This window comes from Carnobacterium sp. (assembly GCF_032094055.1).
Classification (GTDB): Bacteria; Bacillota; Bacilli; order Lactobacillales; family Carnobacteriaceae; genus Carnobacterium_A.
Window position 1 is genome coordinate 7,916 of record NZ_DAMDAK010000003.1, and the last position, 20,556, is coordinate 28,471.

A 20,556-nucleotide genomic window follows, 5' to 3' on the forward strand; every position below is an offset into this window, starting at 1 on the left:
ACGTATTTGTAGTATGAGCTTTAACGTGATAGTGAAACGAAATTAGAAAAATATTTTGCCAAAGGTATACTATTATTAGTGTACCTTTTTGAATATGCCGAAATGAAAGCGTATGCTACTATTACTTTGAAGCCGAGGAGATGAGACTTATGGAGCCTTCTTTATCTAGAGAAGATGAACTAATTCAAAAGCTTATTCGTTATATATATAACAATAAGAATGTTCATTATCCAGAATTAATGGAGTATACACATTATTCAAGGAAAACGGTTTCTAAATATCTTGATTTAGTTGAATCAACTGTCAAGACTTGGGGGGTGAAATTAGAACGAAAGCCTAATGTTGGAATTTACTTTAGTGGAAATACAAAAGAAATAAGTAAAATGTTGTCATCAATAGACAAAAAAATAGGAATGTCAGTAGAGGATCGTCGCAACTCTTTGATTTTAGAAATCTTGATGAGTTCAAAACCACTAAAGGTACAAGCTCTTGCCGATTCTTTTTTCGTAAGTAGAGGTACTTTGGACCAAGATATTAAATATATTAAGAATAAATTCAGTAAGTATGAGTTAAAAATTATTGGTGATATTAATGGTATTTATATATCTGCTTCAGAGCGTATGAGGAGAAGAATAGCGACAAAAATTTTATCACAATATATTAATACTAGCGGTGTAAAGCAAGCAGATGACTTTATAACAAAGAATCACGTGGTACCTGGAAGCTTAGAAGAGATGATCAACGAAGAACTATTAGAACAGATTAGAAATATTTTAACAGAATTTGAGGAACAGTCGAATTTATCCCTTTCAGATTATGATTATCAAAGCTTATTAATTCATTTAGTTGTTTCTATTGAACGCATTAAGGCGCATCAAATTATAAAGGGTAATAATGATAATATTGTGCTCGAAATTGAATACGAAACTAAACTGCTAGTCAATTTGCTTGAGAATCAGTTAAACATTAAGATACCAGATTATGAAATAGGTTATCTTAATATTCATATTTTAGCCAGTCAACATAGGAAAATTAGTGTGGCAACATTAACAAAAACAGAAGGAAGAAATGAATTAGGAAAACTAGCTGAACTGTTAAAGACAAACCTTATATCATATGACGATGAATTAATAAGTGGATTAATTCTCCATTTAGAACCAGCAATAAAGCGTTTTAAATTAGGGCTTCAAATTCATAATCCATATACAAATGAAATTCTCAAATTTTTTCCAGAGGCTTTTGATCAATCCTTGATGATAGTTTCAAAATTAGAACAAATTTTTCTAATTAAAATAGAACAGGATGAGATTGCTTATGTTGCTTTACACATTCAATCGTACTTGGAAAGGACAAGTCAATCATCTAAAGTGACAGCCATCATTGCTTGTAGTACGGGCTTAGGAACAGCTCAATTGTTAACCCAGCGATTAGAAAAAAGATTTTCCGAAAGTTTAACAATTACTAGAGTTCTATCAATAAGAGAAATGATGTCTACTCATATTTATGAAGATTTGGTAATCAGTACAATTCCAATTGATATTCCTAATGTTACTATTGTTCAGATTACGCCATTTGCTGATAAGCAATCAATTAAGTTTTTGGATAATAAAATAATAGAATTATTAGAAGTAAAAAAAGATTTCTGGTCTTTTATGAAATTAATTAAATCTGATTATATCTTTTTGAATAGTCATTTAAAAAATGAAAAAGAGGTTATTGAATTTCTTGGACAAAAACTAATTCAAAATGGATATGGAGAAACCCCAATTATAGAATCTGCATTACATCGTGAAAAGCTAGCGACAACAGCTATACCTGAAGAAAAGTTTGCTTTACCTCATGCAGAAGTTAAACACGTCAAACGGCCAATAATTACAATTTATATTAATCAAAATGGTATCAATTGGATGGGGCAAACAGTTAATATTGTCTTTTTCATCGCTTTGAATAAAGAGGTAAAAAAAGATATTAACAATATATATCAATATTTTAATGAAATACTCGAAAATAACTATTTGATATCAAAACTTATATCAGCAAGCACTTCTCAGCAAGTTATTGATCTTCTAAAAAAGGGGGTAATAGAATGAAATTAAGTGATTTTATTACTAGTAGAAATATTATGATTAATCTTCAAGCAAATTCCAAAAGAGAAGTCATTGAGAAAATGGCAGAATGTATGTTTAAAAATGGATACCTCTTCAATAAAGATGAATTTGTCGATGAAGTTTTAGAAAGAGAAAGTTATACCACAACAGGAATTGGTAATAATTTAGCAATTCCTCATGGTAAAGGTAGTGCCGTCAAAGAAGCAGCTGTTATCTTTGCTAAAACACAAATACCTATTGGTTGGGATTCTTTAGATGATAAACCGGTGGATACAATCTTTTTAATGGCTGTACCAGTAACTGATGATGGAAGTGGGCATTTAAGATTATTGGCAGATTTGTCTGGAAAATTAATGGATGATTTGTTCGTTGAAGCAATTAGAAATGAGAATTCAGTAGACCGACTTGCTGACTTACTAACAAAATAGGAGGGGAAAATTATGACAAAAACCAAAGTTGTTGCTATTACAGCGTGTATTACCGGTGTCGCACATACCTATATGGCAGAAGCAAACTTAAGAAAATACGCAAAAAAAGAAAATTGTGAAATTAATATTGAAACACAAGGAGCAATGGGAGTAGAACACCGTTTATCTCAAAGTAATATTGATGAAGCAGATATTGTTATTTTCGCAGTAGATACAGCTGTAGTAGGAAAAGAACGATTTGAAAACAAAAAAATATTAAAAGTTGGAACGGCAGAAGTGATAAAAAATGGCGAAGATATTTTTAAAAGGGCATTAAATATGATTGGAGGTTAAAAGAATGAACTCTGTAAAAAGATTTGGTAAAGAACTTGCTAACCATTTTATGACCGGTGTTTCATATATGTTGCCTGTTGTTGTTGCTGGAGGCCTTATGGCATCTTTCGCAGTTATTTTTGGGGGACCAGATGTTTGGAGTGATACGACAACAATTTGGGGTGAATTAAGACAGTTAGGAGTAATAGGCTTAAACTTGGTCGTACCAATTGTGGCAGCCTATATAAGTTATTCAATTGCAGATAAACCTGGACTTGGACCAGCGTTTATTGGAGGAATGGCAGCACAACAAATTAATACTGGTTTTTTAGGCGGAATGGTTGTAGGGGTTGCTACAGGATATTTTGTACAACTGTTAAAAAAAATAAAGCTGCCACCAAGAGTTGCTCCTGTAAAAACAATGATCATTATTCCTCTGGTAGCCTCAACGGTAATCGGGTTTTTAACAATATATGTAATAGGATCTCCAATTGCTGCAATGAATACAGCGTTAACAAATTGGTTACAAGGTATGAGCGAAGGAAATGCAATTCTTCTTTCAATTATTCTTGGTGCAATGATGGCAGTAGATATGGGAGGACCCATTAACAAAATTGCGAATACTTTTGGATTAGCTGCCTTTGCAGAAGGAATTTACGTAATCAGTACACCTATGGAAATAGCAGTCTCTATAGCTCCTGTAGGGATGTTTTTAGCAACAATCATTGGAAAGAAATATTATTCTGAAGAAGAAATAGAAAGTGGACGTTCAGCCATCATAATGGGCTTAGTTGGAATTTCAGAAGGTGCTATTCCCTTTGCAGTTACTGATCCCCTATGCGTCATACCTAGTATAATCGTTGGAAGTACCGTTTCAAGTGGAATGGTTACTCTCTTGGGAGTGACGCAAAATACGGCATTATCCACATTCCTTGCTATTCCTTTTGCAAGTAATATCTTCTTATATTTATTGTGTATTGCAGCTGGGATAATAGTCACAGCAGTCATGGTAAATGGGTTAAAGTCAATAAAATATCGTAAAAAAAAGTTGCCGAGTGAAGAGTTAATAAACGAAAACTAACAAATTAATGATTATTAGTAGTAGTTTTATGGAATTGTATTTTTAGAAAATAATAATAACTATAGCAAATAAAAGGAGCTGGCAAAACAATATGATTAAATACAATAGTAAAGAATTTCCAAAAGATTTTTTATGGGGAGGCGCAGTCACTGCTACTCAAACAGAAGGGAATTGGGATGTAGACGGTAAGGGCGTTACTCCTCCAGACCTTATTGCATATGAAGAAGGAAAGACACAAAATGATTTAATGTCAACAGAAGAAATTAAAGCTGCGATTGAGGATAAGGAGAACTATTACCCTAGACGATATGCAATTGATTTTTATCATACTTATCCTCAAGATATCGCCTTATTAAAAGAGCTGGGAATTAAGTCTTTCAGAACCTCTATAAATTGGGGTCGTTTATTCCCAAATGGTGACGAAGAACAACCGAACGAAAAAGGGTTGGAATTTTATGATAATTTGATAGATGAATTAATAAAAAATGAGATTGAACCGGTTATAACTATCTCTCATTTTGAAATGCCAGTAAACTTATCCACTAAATACAAAGGCTGGTATTCAAGAGAGGTCATTGATTTTTACATGAGATACTGCGAAGTGTTGTTCAAACACTTTAAGGGCAGAGTAAAATATTGGGTTCCGTTTGATGAAATGAACTTAATTCATCGCGAATCTTTTAGTCAATTTGGCATGCCAAGTGATTTAGTTGAGAATAATTTAGAGAATAAACTGATAGCATTGCATCATAAATTGTTAGCTTCTAGTTTAGCTACAAAGTTAGCTCACGATATTGACAAAAAGAATAAAGTTGCAGCAATGATTCTAACAAATTATGCCTATCCAGCGTCAAGCAGTCCTGAAGACGTATTGGCTGCTCAACGTAATAACCAGTTTGAAAATTATTATTTAGATGTACTCGTTCGTGGGAAATATCCTGGAACTATGCTTAGACTTATCGAAGAGCAAGGATTTAATATTGGTTATCAATCAGAAGATGATGCTATTTTTGAAAATGGTAAGGCTGATTTTATTAGCGTTTCTTATTATGGAAATAGAACAGTGTCTGCAGAAAGTATTAAAAACTGGCCTAACCCAGCAATTGATAATCCACATGTTAAAAAGAATGCTTTTGACTGGTTAGAGGATCCAATTGGATTAAGATATACATTAAATAAAATATATGACCAATATCAATTGCCTATATTCCTCATGGAACTAGGAACTGGTATTCATGATAAAGTTGAAGATGGTAAAGTTCATGACCATAATAGAATCAAATTTTTTGAAGAAAACTTACAACAATTAAAGCAAACTATTTATGATGGAGTTCCAATTATGGGGTGTTTAACGTGGGGACCAATTGACATTGTTAGTAACGCTTCAGCTCAAATGAGCAAACGCTATGGCTTTATTTATGTCGATATTGATGATCATGGAAAAGGAACTGGTAAGAGAATAAAGAAAGATAGTTTTGAATGGTTCCAAAATGTTATTAAAACCAATGGTAAAGATATAAAGATTTAGATTTAAGGCTCGTATAATTTTTGGTGCAGATGAAGAATTAATGCACTCCTACAAAGTAGAAACTAGAAAAAATTAAAATTTTCTGGTCTACTTATGTAGAGAGTGTTTTTATTGTCTAAAAGTACCAACTCAATATTGGAAAGAAATATACCACTATATCGCCCTGGAAGTTCGTATAATCAATTATCAGCGATGTATAAAATAATACAGTGGAAAAGTTATTACTTGTAAAAAATATTTTGTTACTTAATTATTTTGGCATTTTACTCTTCTAGGTCTTCAATTGATATCATTAATATCAAGGGTTTCTGCAATTCGAATAATATAATCAATGCTGATACGTTTTCTTTTTCCGCTTGCTAGTTCGCTCAATCGTGCTATATCAATATCTGCTTGCCTTGAAAGCTCACGTAATGAGATATTATGTTTGTTGATTAAATCATAAATATGTATGACAAGTTTCTTTTCTTTAAACATTGTTTTATCAATTCCTTTCTAAAAAGTGTGCAGGTTACTTTTGTTTCTGAATTAGAAAAGTAGGATAGGATAATTTTGGATAATTTTGTATATAACTGATGATGCTTTAGAAAGACTCTATAATCAATAGCCTTAATGATTGAATAATCAGTTGTATAAAGACCTAGTGAGTTTCGGTAAGTTAATAGGCGCTCCTGAATGTAGTTTGAGTAAATCCAAACTGCTTTCATGAGCGCCTTTCTTTTATATTTTAAATACAACAATGTAATTCCTCTTCGGATGAGAAGTAGTATATCCTGTTTTCATACTCAAAATTAATAACCATTATATTTGTGGTGTATTTTTTTTAAAACTTCTAATTTATTTAAAAAACATTCGATAATATCAAAGATATGTGGCAGGGAGTAATTGTTTATAATTTCCATTTCCTAATCATATCTTCCTTCTCTTTACAACATAAGATGAAGTAAAATATTTTGTTGATCAAGGTAGTAAAAAAATGATAAAGAACAAAAAACATATAGTTTTGAAGGGAATCTTTTAATAAATTTTAAAGGCACTGAATTATTATTACGAATTTTAATCTTTAAAATTAAATTTTCCTTCTCAGTGAAATGCAATGTTTTAAAGCTGAACTGCTACATTGTCGTACTCTTTGTTATCAATGTTGCAGATACTACATTTTCATGGGGAATGTACGTGTCTAATGAATTTATTGCTATTTCTGCCATTAATGGAATGTTTTGATCAATTGACGTAATGGGATAAATGGCGTGATCAGATACTGGAGAGTTGTCATATCCTATTATTTCAGCATCTTCTGGCATCTTAATCCCTTTGCGGATGAAATCTCTTTGAAGCATATTCGCAATATCATCATTGGAGCAGAAAATCCCTAATTTCTTATCAGGATATTTTTTAAGCAGGGTATCTACAATAGATGACATAGCATTTGAAGCAATCTCGGAATAAGGGTCAGTTAAATCTTCACTAATAATTGTTTCATTAGGCATATTTTTGACTGAAAATTCGAATCCTATAATACGCTTGAAGGAAGGCCAGTTCTCGTAGTACCCATTGTTTATGTGTATTAAAGCTTCACAACCATCTTTTATCAGTTTTTCAGCAGCAAGTTTACCACCAGTATAGTTGTCACTATTTATCTGACAGTAGTTTCCACCTGTACGTTCAATAGAAATGATAGGGACATCAAGTTCTTCAATATCTTTAGGACTTAAAATATGGCTAAGCAATATGATGCTCTTCACTCGATAAGACTTCAACATATCAATCATGCTTAGTTCTTCCTCTTTCGTATCTCGTGAAGTATATACGATAAAGCTATAGTCTTTCTCTCCCCCATATTTAATAAGCTGATTCAATAGTTCTGTATAAAAGCTGAGGTGTAACTGCGGAAAAATAATACCCACAAGATTTGATTTGCCAGTTGCCAATATTCGAGCAACGTTGTCTTGATTATAATTTAGTTCTTGTATAGCATTTTGGATTTTTTCCTTCGTCTTTTTTGATAATAAGTCTGGCTTATTGAAATACCTAGAAACTGTAGTCAATGAAACGCCACTTTTTTCAGCAATTTCTTTTATTCCTATTTTATCCATATCTGTAACCTTCCTGTGCCTTAAACTTCCCCATATTAAAGAGTATCATTCTAGCAAGAGTGTCTAATTAGGCTATTAATCTAATATTATATACATATCATACAATGGAGTACGTTATATTTCAAGTTGAGATGAAAATATTTTCAAAAGTATTTTGTAAATATTTTCAAAAAAATACTAATATTTTACAAAATTACTTGAACTAGGTTACTTTTTGTTAAAAGTAAAAATTGAGAAGAGGAGATTAATACCTTAGTGTCATCCAATTCGAAGAAGATATTTTATAGAAACAGCATCTTGGGAATAAATGACGAATAACAATGAAAGCGATTGACAATATTTTTTCATATAATATAATAAGAGTGTGAAAGAGCTTACGAAATTACAATGAAAGGAGGAAGGTGTTAACTGCAGAGCGAAAGGTCATCAACTAAGGGGTTTTTACTGATGGGCTAAAAGTTAATATTGTAAGATGACGTAATAGCGAGAAAAAATAATAATTCTTGTTTTATCAATTAATAGAATGAAGCAGAAGATTAGCCTTGATGTGAAGAAAAGTATGAAAAAATGCGGCTAAATAGGAGGAACTATGACTAGTAAAAATTATTATGACGTAACAGAATGGCGAGTGGGTGATCCTTATGAGGATATTGGAGAGGTGATCAACAGCATTATAGCAGATATTAAAAGAAGACAAACTAACATTGATGTGAATGATGGAGGAAAGCCGGGTGCGGTTATCTATATTCCGCCAGGTGATTATCGTCTTATTACTCAAGTAATTATTGACATCAGTTATCTTAAAATTACGGGTTCTGGACATGGGTTTACGTCTTCAAGTATTCGATTTAATATTCCTGAAAATGAATGGTCGAATTTGCATGAATTATGGCCAGGAGGAAGTCGGATACTTGTGGATATTTCCCTAGAAGAAGATAACACGGAAGCTGATGGGGCAGCATTTTATATTGCTCGAAGTGGAGATCCTCGAATAAGTTCAGTAGAGTTTTCTAATTTTTGTATAGATGGGTTGCATTTTGTAGACGATGGATCAGGAGAAATGAATCCAGAAAATACTTATACTAACGGCAAAACAGGTATTTATGTTGCTAGTGCTCAAGACTCATTTCGGATTACAGGTATGGGATTTGTGTATTTAGAGCATGGAATCACGATTTACCATGCAGACGCACTTACTATCCATGATAATTTTATTGCTGAGTGTGGCAATTGTATAGAGCTACGGGGATGGGGGCAGGCTTCGAAAGTAACTGATAACTTAATAGGAGCAGGATTTAAAGGATATTCAATTTTCGCTCAGAATTTTGGTGGGCTTTTGATTACAGCAAATAATATTTTCCCACGAGGTGCTAGCAGTGTCTATTTTGATGGTGTGACACGTTCTCTTATCACGAATAATAGACTCCATGCATTTTATCCAGGAATGGTGGTACTCAGCAGAGATTGTTCGGAAAACTTAGTTTCTTCGAACCACTTTTTACGTGATCATGAACCTTGGACGCCTTTACAAGAGCGCAACAATGGTTTAGATGATTTGTACGGGCTCTTGTATATTAGCGGCAATAATAATTCTGTAATCAGCAATCATTTTTCTGAAGTAATTGATACGAAACAGATTACGCCGCCTGACGCAACACCTGTAATTATTCGTATTGTTTCTGGCAATGAAAATTATATTTCGAATAATCATATTGTGGCTACGGAAGCAAATGTGAAGAGTAGCGATTCTTGTTTCTCTGCACAGGTAGGGGCTTTATTGACGACTGAAGCATCAAGACCACTTAACGTAACAACAGTATTGGTAGAAAGCGGATCATCTCGAAATACGATTCTTGACTCTGGAAGTGACGTACAAGTTACTATGGACAAAACAGTAAATGCATTCAGAGCCACACCAACTCCTTTAGTATAAATGATATATTCAATCTAAGCCCTATAACATGTTACCGGTATGCCAAACAAACTAACCCTACTAGTGTAAGGGTTAGCTTGTTTTTAAAGAAATTATAAATTTTCAAGTGATAGAAAGAAAGATACACAAATTTATTTTACGCTTTTTTTATTTGATAAAAAACTCTGCAAGATTACAATAGGCGTATGAAAAAGAATGTTCTTTAAGAAGTATCATTTTATAAACTAAGTAATTAGAATTGATTTATGAAATAGTTGGATGAAAATCCATCTTATTGTTAAAAAGAGGCGAAGAAGTTCCGATATTGTAACGATATAAGAAAAGATAATCGTTTATTTATGAAAGGCGTCATTGTATGAAAGTTTTTAATAAGTTGTAAGGCAAAGTTTATCCGATTTGTTCTATAAGAAAAAGTAAAAAATAAACATAAGTTGTAGTGAGTGGCTTATTCTTGGTATTGTACAATATAGTATTTATAGAAGGATTGGAGATGTTTTCTGATGGATAAGTATATAATGACATTATTAAAATATTAAGTTTCAGAAATAATATTATTCTATTATAAATACTAAAAATATAAGTTGCATTTATTATGAGGTTTTATGAGCTTTGTTCGGATCTTGTTGTCTATTTACACCTATCAATGACTTTCGTAATGACCTTATTTATGAAAGCGGTTGACAGTGATTATTTCATAGGTTATATTTAAGTTACAAAAATAAAAGGAGCGATAAATATGAATGTAGGGCAACGAAAAAAGCTAGTGGATGGAATACCAATTGTAAAACTGACAGAAACTAAAAGAATGCCTATTTGTGACAAAACTGAAGGAAACCAAGTCTTCTAAACTTCACCATTATTTAGAAAGCGCATACAAATCGAGGAGGGGTTATTTTGAAAAGTGTTATAAAGATATTGATGTTGGCAACTGCATTAACAGTTTTAGGGGGATGTGGAAATAGTAATAAGAATAGTGAAAGTGATAAAACACTAACAATTCTAGTAGAAGGCGGAAGTCCTGCTGAAAAGGTTGCAAAAGAAACTGCTGCTGAATTCAAAGAAAAATCTGGTTATGAAGTCAAAATCGATTCTGTTCCTTACTCAGGTGTTTATGATAAATTAAAAGCTGAAATTGATGCAAAAAAAGCAACACATGATGCTGCAATTATTGACGTTTTATGGTTTCCAGCACTAGCTAAAGGATTATCGCCAGTTTCTGATGTTATTACTCAAGAACAATTGGATGACTTTTTACCTCAATTAGATGATAGTGCAACAATTGATGGAGAATTATTGGGCTTACCAACATGGACGAACTCAAAAATTTTATTGTATAGAAAAGATTTATTCGAAGACGCAGAAAATAAAAAAGCTTTTGCTACGAAATACGGCTATGATTTAACAGTTCCAAAAACATGGCAGGAATATAGAGATGCAGCAGAATTTTTCACTAAAGATGGTATGTATGGAACATCCGTTTTTGGACAAACAGGTGGGGATGCAGTCAGCAGTTGGTTAGATTTAGCAGCTCAAGCAGGAGCAAAACCTTTAATCATGGATGATAACAACAAAGTCTTGATAAATGAAAAACCATATGTTGAATCATTAAAATACTTGCAAAGTCTGATCAAAAATAAATCTGTTCCAGAAGATTACTTATCTATTGCTAGTACGGAAACCGCTGAATTGTTTAACAGTGAAAAACTAGCAATGCAAATTGCTTGGGGACACTTTTACTTAACGTCGGAAGAAGCGTTACCTGGTAAAGTTGGTGCTGCTCCTGCATTATCAGGTTCTGCTGGTATTGGTGCTGTCCCTGGGCCTTGGTACCAAGTAATCTTGAAAGACTCTAAGAAAAAAGATGTCGCAGAAGATTACTTAGCATTTATGTATGACAAAAATGAAATGTATATGGATGCTTTAGGTATTGCAGGTAGAAAGTCAGTATTTGAAAAGTATACAAACGATGAGACCTATGCACATATTGATGCGATTTCAACAACATTAGATGGACCACAAACACAGAATCGTCCCAAGATTGCAGAGTGGACACAAATTGAAAACGAAGTGTTATCACCAATGTTACAACGTGTATTAGCTGGAGAAGATGCTCAAAAAGAATTAGATGCAGCTAAAGATGAGATTGAAAATATAATCAATCAATAATCAATAAAAAGTTTAAAGACTATATAATCTACTAATTATTTATAGTTTGTATAGTCTTTTTTTAGAAAGGACTGAAAAGGTGAATACGATTAATAAAAAAACAATGCTGTATTTCTTTTTACCAGCAGCAATATTCATGCTGGTATTCCTATTATATCCTTTAATAACATTATTCATTGATAGTTTTTCTACAATTTTAGACAATGGAGGTCGAGAATTTGCAGGATTAAATAACTATATCAAAGCTTTTTCATCAGCAGCTTTCTTGAAAGCTTTTAGGAATACACTTGTTTATGTATTTTTAGCAGTAGGTTTAGAGACAGTTTTAGGGTTGTTTTTGTCGATAGTTTTAACACATAAGTATAAAGGATTTACCGCATTAAGAACATTAATGCTATCACCTTTGATGATCGCACCTATTGTAGCTGGCTTAATTTGGAAATTTATGCTGAGCAACCAATTTGGAATTATTAATGCATTATTAGTGAAGATTGGATTAATTGAGTCAACCAGTAGTATTTTATGGTTAGCAAATCCTAATATCACGTTAATTTCTGTAGTTATTGCAGATGTGTGGTTGACTACACCATTTATGATGCTGATGTTTTTAGCAGGAATACAAGGGATTTCAGATGGATTATATGAAGCAGCAGTTATGGAAGGTGCTTCAAAGGTTCAAATGATCTTTAGTATCATTATTCCTAATATTAAACCAGTATTATTTAGTGCTTTAGTTGTCCGTATCATAGATGCTGCACGGTCATTTGATATTATTTGGGCTATGACACAAGGCGGACCAAATAACTCTTCAGAATTACTAAGTGTTCATATTTATAAAATGTTACAAAGATACAGCGACGTAGGGCTTTCAAGTGCGATGGCTGTGATATTTATTGTTGTATTAGTATCTATTACACTGATTTTTAGAAAGAAAATTAATAACTAGGAGGGAAAATAATGTTCTCAGAAAAGTTTGGAAAAAATAGATTTGATAATGTCTGGATAATTTTAATGTACTTTTTCGTGGCAGTATTTCTTATTCTAGTTTTGTTTCCGTACATCTATATACTGTTATCGTCTTTTAAACCTTCAAATGAAGTTATATCAACTGATCCAACATTGTTTCCTAAATCGTTTTCTCTAGAAAACTACAGAAACTTATTTATGAATACAGATTTACTGCATTTTTTTAGAAATAGTTTAATAGCAGCAACATTCAGTTCGATTATTTGTTTATTTTTAGGTTCACTAGCTTCTTATGCTATTTCAAGAACCGTAGCTTCTAAATTCAGTAGTTTCTTTTTAGTAGTTGTTCTTTGTCTTAAAATGATTCCGCTATCAAGTATTGCTGTACCAATTTATTCATTTGTTCAAAAATTAGGGATGTATGATTTCTTACCTGCATTAATAATTGTTTATGCAGCAGTAAATCTGCCTTTTGTTTTATGGATGATGATCAGTTTCTTTAAAGCAATACCATTTGATTTAGATGAAGCTGCTTCCATTGATGGAGCAAAACCATTTCAAACTTTTTCAAAAGTTATCTTTCCTGTAGTTATCCCAGGTATGATTTCTACAGGTATTTTTACATTCTTATTATCATGGAATGATTTTCTATTAGCTTTGTTACTAACAAGTAATGAAGCAAAAACTGTCCCAGTAGCGTTATCGGAATTTTTAACTGCTTACAGTTTGGATATGGGACCGATGACATCCGGAGCTATATTGTTTAGCTTCCCAGTTATTGCTATCTCATTTTTCTTACAACGTTATTTAGTTTCTGGAATGATGGCTGGATCAGTAAAAGAATAATTTAGCAGGAGGGATATACTTGTCTACACATAAAGAGAGAGTTAGAGAAGTTGATTTATTTGTAAAAAATAATAAGGATAAAATTACAAACGGTTTTTACCGACCAAATTATCATTTTTCAACGCCAGTGGGTTGGTTGAATGACCCTAATGGTTTCATCTACTTTCGTGGTGAATACCATTTATTCTATCAATTTTATCCGTATAAAGCTCAATGGGGTTCAATGCATTGGGGACATGTAAAAAGTAAGGATTTAGTTACATGGGAAGAATTACCGACTGCACTTTCTCCCAGTGAATGGTACGATGACCATGAAGCTGGCGGATGTTTCTCTGGAACAACGATTGAAAAAGACGGGAAACTATTTGCCTTCTATACAGGAACATCTTTCCAAAATGGTGAATTTGTCCAGACACAATGTTTAGCTACAAGTGAAGATGGAATAAACTTTGAAAAGTATGTAGAAAATCCGATTGTAACAAATAGTGCTCCTAATGTGAAAAATGACATGTTTAGGGACCCTAAAGTTTGGGAAAAAGATGGCCTATATTATATGATTGTTGGTGTGAGTATTTCAAATAAAGGAAACGCGATGTTGTATCAATCAACAGATTTATACAATTGGGATCTTCGAGGTCCATTAGTGAGCTATGATAATGACTTAGGAACGATGTGGGAATGTCCAGATATTTTTGATTTAGATAATAAGACAGTTTTGATTTTTTCCCCAATGGGATATGGTGAAAGAACAACAGTCTATTTAGTTGGAGAATTGAATTATAAGACAGGTCAATTCGAATTTGAAAAAGAAGGAAGAATTGACTTTGGGTACGATTATTATGCACCACAAACAACGTTAGATAACCAAAATCGAAGATTAGTTATTGCTTGGCAAAATGGTTGGGATTGGATGCCGTGGTGGGAAGATTTTGGTCCAACAGAAATTGATGGATGGTGTGGCTCTATGAGTTTACCAAAAGTTATGCGTTTGGATGAAAAGAATAATCTTTGTTTATTTCCAGTAGAGGAATTAAAAAAATATGAAGTTGATATATTCCAGTTCAAGAATAAAAAAATTAATAAAAGAAAACAATTATTAACCAATCAAGTGAATGAAAGTTTTGTAGTGAAAATTGACCGATACCGATATAGTAACGTAGATTTCAGTTTGATTATATCTACTTCTAATGGAGATAGTGATGTAATTACGTTAGAGAACAACACGATTATCTACAATGCTGACAAAAATACTTTTGGCAAAGCAGAGTGTCGTATGCCATTAAATGAAAACATAGATTTTATTGAAATCTATTCGGATAGTTGCTCATTGGAAATTGTAACTAGTGATGGAAGAAATATGAGCATAAATAATTTTATGGGAAGAGGAAAACGAACAATTGAAATTATAAGTGAAAAGTTAGTTACCATCCCATATATTGAAGTGAGAGAAATTAGAATTTAAATGGGGGAGAGTATCTATGCTATTTGGTGGAATCGAAGCAGGCGGAACAAAGTTTGTTTGTGCAGTAGGGAATGAAAATGAAGAAATTATCTCTAAACTATCTATTCCAACTACAACACCTGAAGATACATTTAGACAAGTGTATGAATTTTTTGATCAGTATACATTAGCTGCAATGGGAATCGGTTCTTTTGGCCCAATCTGTATTAATGAAAAATTTGATAACTATGGATACATTACAACAACCCCAAAAAAAGGGTGGAGTAATATTGATTTTTTGCATAAGGTAAAAAATCATTACAATATTCCTGTTTATTGGACAACAGATGTCAATGCAGCAGCACATGGAGAATTAAAGAGAGGTGCTGCCATTGGGAAAAGCAGCTGTTTGTATATTACTATAGGAACTGGTGTCGGAGCTGGTGCAGTGATAAATGATGAATTTCTTGAAGGAATTCATCATCCAGAAATGGGACATATCAATTTAAAACTTCATCCAGATGATACTTATGATGGGAATTGTATCTATCATTCCGATTGCTTTGAGGGACTAGCTTCAGGACCAGCAATTGAAAATCGATTAGATAAAAAATCTCAAAGTTTATCTCCGAGAGATCCCTTTTGGGAAATTGAGGCATACTATATTGCACAAGCGATTATGAATTACACGCTTGTCCTATCACCAGAAATAGTTGTTTTAGGTGGCGGAGTAATGCATCAAAAGCATTTATTTCCAATGATTCGGAAATCGTTGAAAGACCAGCTTGCTAACTATGTCGAATTACCAAATATGGAAGAATACGTCGTAGGTTGTGACTTGAAGGACCAATCAGGAATTATTGGCTGTTTACTTTTAGCCGAAAAAGAATTAAGGAGAAATCTTAGTCTATAGAGAACTTATAACTTGAATTTTTTAAATTAGATTCAAAATTTTTAATTAATAATATTTTAAAAATTTAAGGTTTCTAATTACAGTTATATATATATACAAAAAGTGCTTTGTACTGGTTTTAGATAAATTATTTAAGATTAATACAAAGGATTTCAGCATAGACAAGTACAATTCGAAAAATCTATTTTCAGAAATAGTTTGAGGCAATAAATTTTGATAGTCTTTCAAAATTTATTGCCTCAAATTCTTTGTTGTTTCGTTCTTCATACCAGCTAAATTATATGAATCCAATAGAGGTACTGCAGTTAATTCTATACTATTAAATAAGTTTACATCGTTTGGAATTGGCTTTGATAAAGGTCAGCATAAAAGCCGTCTTGTTCTAATAATTCTTTGTGGCTGCCGGTTTCAATGATATTACCTTTTTCCATGACTAAAATTAAATCTGCGTTTTTAATAGTCGACAGACGATGAGCAATCACAAAGCTTGTCCTGTCCATCATCAGATGATCGATCGCTTGTTGAATTTTAATTTCTGTTTTAGTATCAATACTTGACGTCGCTTCATCTAAAATCATTACTTTTGGGTCTGATAAAATGGTTCTAGCGATCGTTAACAATTGTTGTTGTCCTTGGGAGATCATATTATTTTCACTCGAAATAATGGTATCATAACCTTCTGGTAATGTTTTAATAAATGAATCACACTGCGCTTTTTTAGCTGCAGAGATAACTTCTTCTCTTGTTGCATCTTTCTTCCCATAGCTGATATTCTCAGCAATGGTACCTTCAAATAACCAAGTATCTTGCAACACCATACCAAACTGCTTTCTTAAATCATGTCTAGTGAGTGTATTAGTATCAATCCCATCAAATAAAATAGCACCACTGTTAATTTCATAAAAACGCATCAGCAAGTTTACTAGAGTTGTTTTACCAGCACCTGTAGGGCCGACGATGGCAATCATCTTTTTGGGCTCTGCAATAAAATTTACGTCTTTCATAATCAGTTGATTTTTATTGTAGCCAAAACTAACATGAGAAAATTGGATTTGACCAAGTGGGTTATCAAGCTCGTTAGCGTTTGCGATATCTGGAGCTTCGTTTTCTTCATCTAAAACTTCATGAATCCGTTCAATAGCTGCTAAACAACCTTGAAGCATATTTACGATGTAAGCAGCTTCGGTAATGGGATCTGAAATTTGATTGACATATTGTAGAAAAGCCTGAAGCAATCCTATCGTCATCGTTCCTTGAATCGCTAAAGTAGCACCCACTAATGCACTACTAATATAAGCTAGTTGAGTAATGGTTCTCGTGATAGGGTAAATTGCGAAGTTAACAAATTGGGCTTTTTTGTGAGCAGAATATTGTTCGTCAATTAATTGATCGGCTTTTTGAATGACTTCTTCTTGTTTATTGAAAGCTTTAATAATCGTGTTTCCAGAATAGTATTCTTCCGCAGCACCGCTTAACTTCCCTAAAGTATACATATTATTGCCAAACAAATTTTGATTCTTTTTAGAAATGACTTTTGTGACAATAATGTTGATCAGAATCATGATAATAATGATCAAGGCTAATTGACCGCTAACATAAATCATTAGACTTAACCCAACAATGACAATGATGATTGAACTAACAAATTGATTAAAACTCATGACAATAAAGGTTGATACTTTATCTGCATCTGCTGTCGTTCGACTCAACAAATCGCCCACTTGTGTTTGATCGTAAAAATTTAACGGCAATTTATTTAGTTTATCTGTTATTTTCTTCCGTAAAGTTAGACTGGCTTCTTCACTGACAGAAGCGATTAAATATTCCTGAAAGTAATTGCAAATAAAAATGATGCCAGAAAGCAATAGCAACAAGAGAAGAGGACCGGTGATAGCTTCTCCAATATTTTCCATCATTGAATCGCCCGATGTTTTTATAGCTTCGATTAGTCCGTCAATAGCTTGAGCTGTAACTAAAGGAATCATGACATAGGCTAATGTGCCAATAACGTTCGAAAGGATAGCTGAAATGGTTTTCTTTTTTTGGAGCATCAGCAGTTCGAAAAAATAGTGAACGGCTTTTTTAAGGTTTTTTGGTTTTTCTGTATCTATTTCTTCTAAAAGCCCATATTCTTTTTTAGACATCTTGATTCCCCTCACTTTCCGACAACATATTTTGAGATTTAGCTAATTCTTGATATACAGGATTTTTTTCAATTAATTCTGAATGAGTGCCCTTACCCACAATTTTTCCTTCATTTAAGACAATGATTTGATCTGCATCCACAATCGTACTGATTCTTTGAGCAATGATCAAGGTGACAGCATCTTTTAGTTCGGATTTTAAAGCAGCTCTAAGCTTCGCATCTGTTTTATAATCCAGTGCTGAAAAACTATCGTCAAATACATAGATTTGAGATTTCTTTATCAATGCACGCGCAATAGCAAGACGTTGTTTTTGTCCTCCTGAAAAATTTGTTCCTCCTTGAGAAACTGAGGCATTAAGATTCTTATCTTGTTCTTCTATAAAAGGCAAGGCTTGCGCAACTCGTGCAGCGTGCCTTATTTTGTCAGGTGTTGCTGCTTTATTCCCATCTAAAATATTGTCCCGAATGGTTCCGCTAAATAGAAACGCTCTTTGTGGGACGTAGCTAATCAATGAACGAAGGTCTTTTTGCGAGATTTTGCTTATATCTGTACCGTGTATCAAGATACGCCCCGCTTGAATATTATTGAAGCGCAATAGAATTTTAGCTATCGTACTTTTCCCGGAGCCTGTTCCACCAACAATGGCTAGTACTTCTCCAGTGTTAATCGAAAAATCTAAGTCCTCTAATACCGCTTTGTCAGCGCCTTGATAGTTAAATGTTACATTTTCAAATGACAAGGCTGGTTGTACAGTAAAATCTACTTTTTCTACCAAATGATTATCATCCTCAACTTCTGGTTGAAGAATGAATACTTCCTGAAGTCTATTTAATGAAGCGATTGCTCTTGGTATATTAAACATGATCAAAGCTGTCATAATAAATGAAGACATTGTGAGGACTGAGTACCCGATAACAGCAGTGATTGCCCCTACTTGAATACTGCTTTCTGCAACCAGAGAGCTACCTACCCAAATAATGGGAATCATCGTAAGGGAATTTAGACTAAAAGCAACAGGTGTTAGAAAGGCAAAGTACTTATTGATTCTAATCATATTATCTGCAAAATCATTAAAACTACCATCAACTTTATTTTTTTCAAAGTCAGCATTATCAAAGGCACGAATAATTTTTACGCCTTTAAAAAATTGTCTTACAAGCATGGTCATTTTATCCATCTTTTTCTGTATGTTATTGATAAGCCATGTTGATTTAAACATGATAACAGTAATCACACTTATAAAAATAAGAATGGATACAAGAGGAATGACTGTCATAGCAGGTGAAATCCGGTAAGCAAGTAATATAGAAATAATGGCCATAAATGGACTAGGCAAAACCATTTGAAATAATGACAACGTCACTTCTTGAATATTGACAACATCACTAGACGTTCTTGTGACTAAAGAAGCTACACCTATGTTGTTGGTATCGTTTAGTGATAAATCTTGTATTTTCCTAAATAGTTTTTTCCGTGTCTCTTTTCCAAAACGCGAAGCAATTTCAGATGTGTAATAACTTCCAAGTACCCCAACAATTGCTCCAACAAGGACAGTAAGTAACATCTGGACTCCAATAGAATAAACGACACTACTATTTTTTTCTAAAATTCCTTTATCAATAAGTTGAGCGATTAAATAAGGAATGAGTAGAGTTGCTACTGATTGTAGTAAAATTAAGCTACTTGTAACAAGGACAAGCAGTTTGTTTTTCTTTAGAAATGTAAAAAATAAACGCATATTGTTCATGTCTCCCTTTTAGTTATGTGTCTAAACTCAGCACCAAGTTTAGAATAAGATTGTTTCAATAAGGTATAGGATAGTTCACTATACTTTGAAATTAGCGAATAATAGCAGTATAATCTGTATAGTTGCTATACAGTCAAGCTTTATTTTTATAAACGATACATGAATAGAGAGGAACATTATGAAAAAGGAATATCTAACCATTAGTCAGTTTTCAGCTTTATCCGGAATTAGTCGGAAGAATCTTATTTATTATGATAAAATCAATTTGTTTTCACCTAAAATGGTCTCAGAAAAAGGGTATCGGATGTATGAGGAAAAACAATTAGATACCATTAGTGTGATTTGGATTTTAAGAGAATTAGGAAAATCAATTAAAGAAATAAAAATTTATTTACAAGAACGAACTCCAGAAAAAATGCTGTCACTGTTTCAAGAAGAACAAGAACAAATTGACAAAAAGATTAGAACATTAAAGCAATACAAAGACATGCTGGAAAAAAGAATAGAGTTAACAAAACAGGCGGATTTAATTACTATAGGAAAGATTACTTTTATTCAGCAAGAAAAAAAGTCTATACTAATTAGTGAAAAAATAAACCAAAATTACAATGAAGCCCTTGTTAATTTCTATTCAATTATTGAGCAGCAAGATATCGCCCAAGGCTATCCAATAGGAGCTATTGTTGGAAGAAACGAATTGATCAACGGACAGTTTACAAACCTTAATTACTTCTATATAAATAAAGTTACTACTAATAATAAAAATTTTTTAAGCATTAAACCAAAAGGAATATACGCGGTTATGTATGACCACTGTGATTACAATAAAACGGAAAAACTATAT

The 20,556-nt window shown here is 32.8% G+C and carries 16 protein-coding genes; 12 read left to right on the forward strand and 4 right to left on the reverse strand.

Annotated elements, in window-relative coordinates:
• Positions 1-149 precede the first annotated feature (149 nt).
• The 5 genes from RT405_RS00905 (at position 150) to RT405_RS00925 (ending at position 5,457) form a co-directional block, all read left to right on the forward strand.
• Positions 150-2,090 (forward strand): BglG family transcription antiterminator, encoded by a 1,941-nt coding sequence (locus tag RT405_RS00905; RefSeq protein WP_313466810.1) that lies wholly within the window; start codon positions 150-152, stop codon positions 2,088-2,090.
• A complete protein-coding gene (locus tag RT405_RS00910; RefSeq protein ID WP_313466811.1) occupies positions 2,087-2,536 on the forward strand; it encodes a fructose PTS transporter subunit IIA in 450 nt (149 codons plus the stop codon). The genes RT405_RS00905 and RT405_RS00910 overlap by 4 nt, the downstream gene beginning before the upstream one ends.
• 12 nt (positions 2,537-2,548) lie before the next feature.
• Positions 2,549-2,869, forward strand: coding sequence for a fructose PTS transporter subunit IIB (locus RT405_RS00915; RefSeq protein WP_313466812.1), 321 nt, complete (start codon positions 2,549-2,551; stop codon positions 2,867-2,869).
• Positions 2,870-2,873: 4 nt separating this feature from the next.
• Positions 2,874-3,929, forward strand: coding sequence for a PTS fructose transporter subunit IIC (locus tag RT405_RS00920; protein ID WP_313466813.1), 1,056 nt, complete (start codon positions 2,874-2,876; stop codon positions 3,927-3,929).
• 91 nt (positions 3,930-4,020) lie between these two features.
• Positions 4,021-5,457, forward strand: coding sequence for a glycoside hydrolase family 1 protein (locus RT405_RS00925; RefSeq protein ID WP_313466814.1), 1,437 nt, complete (start codon positions 4,021-4,023; stop codon positions 5,455-5,457).
• A gap of 279 nt (positions 5,458-5,736) precedes the next feature.
• Here RT405_RS00925 and RT405_RS00930 read toward each other — a convergent pair whose 3' ends face one another.
• Positions 5,737-5,934, reverse strand: coding sequence for a helix-turn-helix transcriptional regulator (locus RT405_RS00930; protein WP_313466815.1), 198 nt, complete (start codon positions 5,932-5,934; stop codon positions 5,737-5,739).
• A gap of 638 nt (positions 5,935-6,572) precedes the next feature.
• Positions 6,573-7,553 (reverse strand): LacI family DNA-binding transcriptional regulator, encoded by a 981-nt coding sequence (locus tag RT405_RS00935; RefSeq protein ID WP_313466816.1) that lies wholly within the window; start codon positions 7,551-7,553, stop codon positions 6,573-6,575.
• A 589-nt stretch (positions 7,554-8,142) separates the two neighbouring features.
• Between RT405_RS00935 and RT405_RS00940 the strand changes: the two genes are divergently transcribed.
• The 6 genes from RT405_RS00940 (at position 8,143) to RT405_RS00965 (ending at position 15,818) form a co-directional block, all read left to right on the forward strand.
• Entirely contained in the window at positions 8,143-9,486 is a 1,344-nt protein-coding gene (locus RT405_RS00940) for a NosD domain-containing protein (protein WP_313466817.1), read from the forward strand.
• Between the two features lie 894 nt (positions 9,487-10,380).
• Entirely contained in the window at positions 10,381-11,652 is a 1,272-nt protein-coding gene (locus tag RT405_RS00945) for a sugar ABC transporter substrate-binding protein (RefSeq protein ID WP_313466818.1), read from the forward strand.
• 79 nt (positions 11,653-11,731) lie between these two features.
• Positions 11,732-12,598 carry a sugar ABC transporter permease gene (locus RT405_RS00950; RefSeq protein ID WP_313466819.1) on the forward strand — a complete coding sequence of 289 codons (867 nt, stop codon included), beginning with the start codon at positions 11,732-11,734 and terminating at the stop codon, positions 12,596-12,598.
• 218 nt (positions 12,599-12,816) lie between these two features.
• Positions 12,817-13,464, forward strand: coding sequence for a carbohydrate ABC transporter permease (locus tag RT405_RS00955; RefSeq protein ID WP_313466820.1), 648 nt, complete (start codon positions 12,817-12,819; stop codon positions 13,462-13,464).
• A gap of 19 nt (positions 13,465-13,483) precedes the next feature.
• Positions 13,484-14,926, forward strand: a complete 1,443-nt coding sequence (locus RT405_RS00960; RefSeq protein WP_313466821.1) for a glycoside hydrolase family 32 protein — start codon at positions 13,484-13,486, stop codon at positions 14,924-14,926.
• 16 nt (positions 14,927-14,942) lie between these two features.
• The gene (locus RT405_RS00965) at positions 14,943-15,818 is read left to right on the forward strand and encodes an ROK family protein (protein ID WP_313466822.1); all 876 of its coding nucleotides are present in this window, start codon (positions 14,943-14,945) and stop codon (positions 15,816-15,818) included.
• 329 nt (positions 15,819-16,147) lie between these two features.
• Here the strand turns inward: RT405_RS00965 and RT405_RS00970 are convergent, their stop codons facing one another.
• Complete coding sequence (locus RT405_RS00970) at positions 16,148-17,962, reverse strand: ABC transporter ATP-binding protein (protein ID WP_313466823.1); 1,815 nt, start codon at positions 17,960-17,962, stop codon at positions 16,148-16,150.
• The gene (locus RT405_RS00975) at positions 17,955-19,712 is read right to left on the reverse strand and encodes an ABC transporter ATP-binding protein (protein WP_313466824.1); all 1,758 of its coding nucleotides are present in this window, start codon (positions 19,710-19,712) and stop codon (positions 17,955-17,957) included. Before RT405_RS00975 ends, RT405_RS00970 begins: the two co-directional genes overlap by 8 nt.
• Before the next feature lie 178 nt (positions 19,713-19,890).
• On the opposite strand from RT405_RS00975, the gene RT405_RS00980 reads away from it, so the two are divergent.
• Positions 19,891-20,556 (forward strand): MerR family transcriptional regulator (locus RT405_RS00980; protein ID WP_313466825.1); only part of this gene is annotated, 666 nt, incomplete at its 3' end.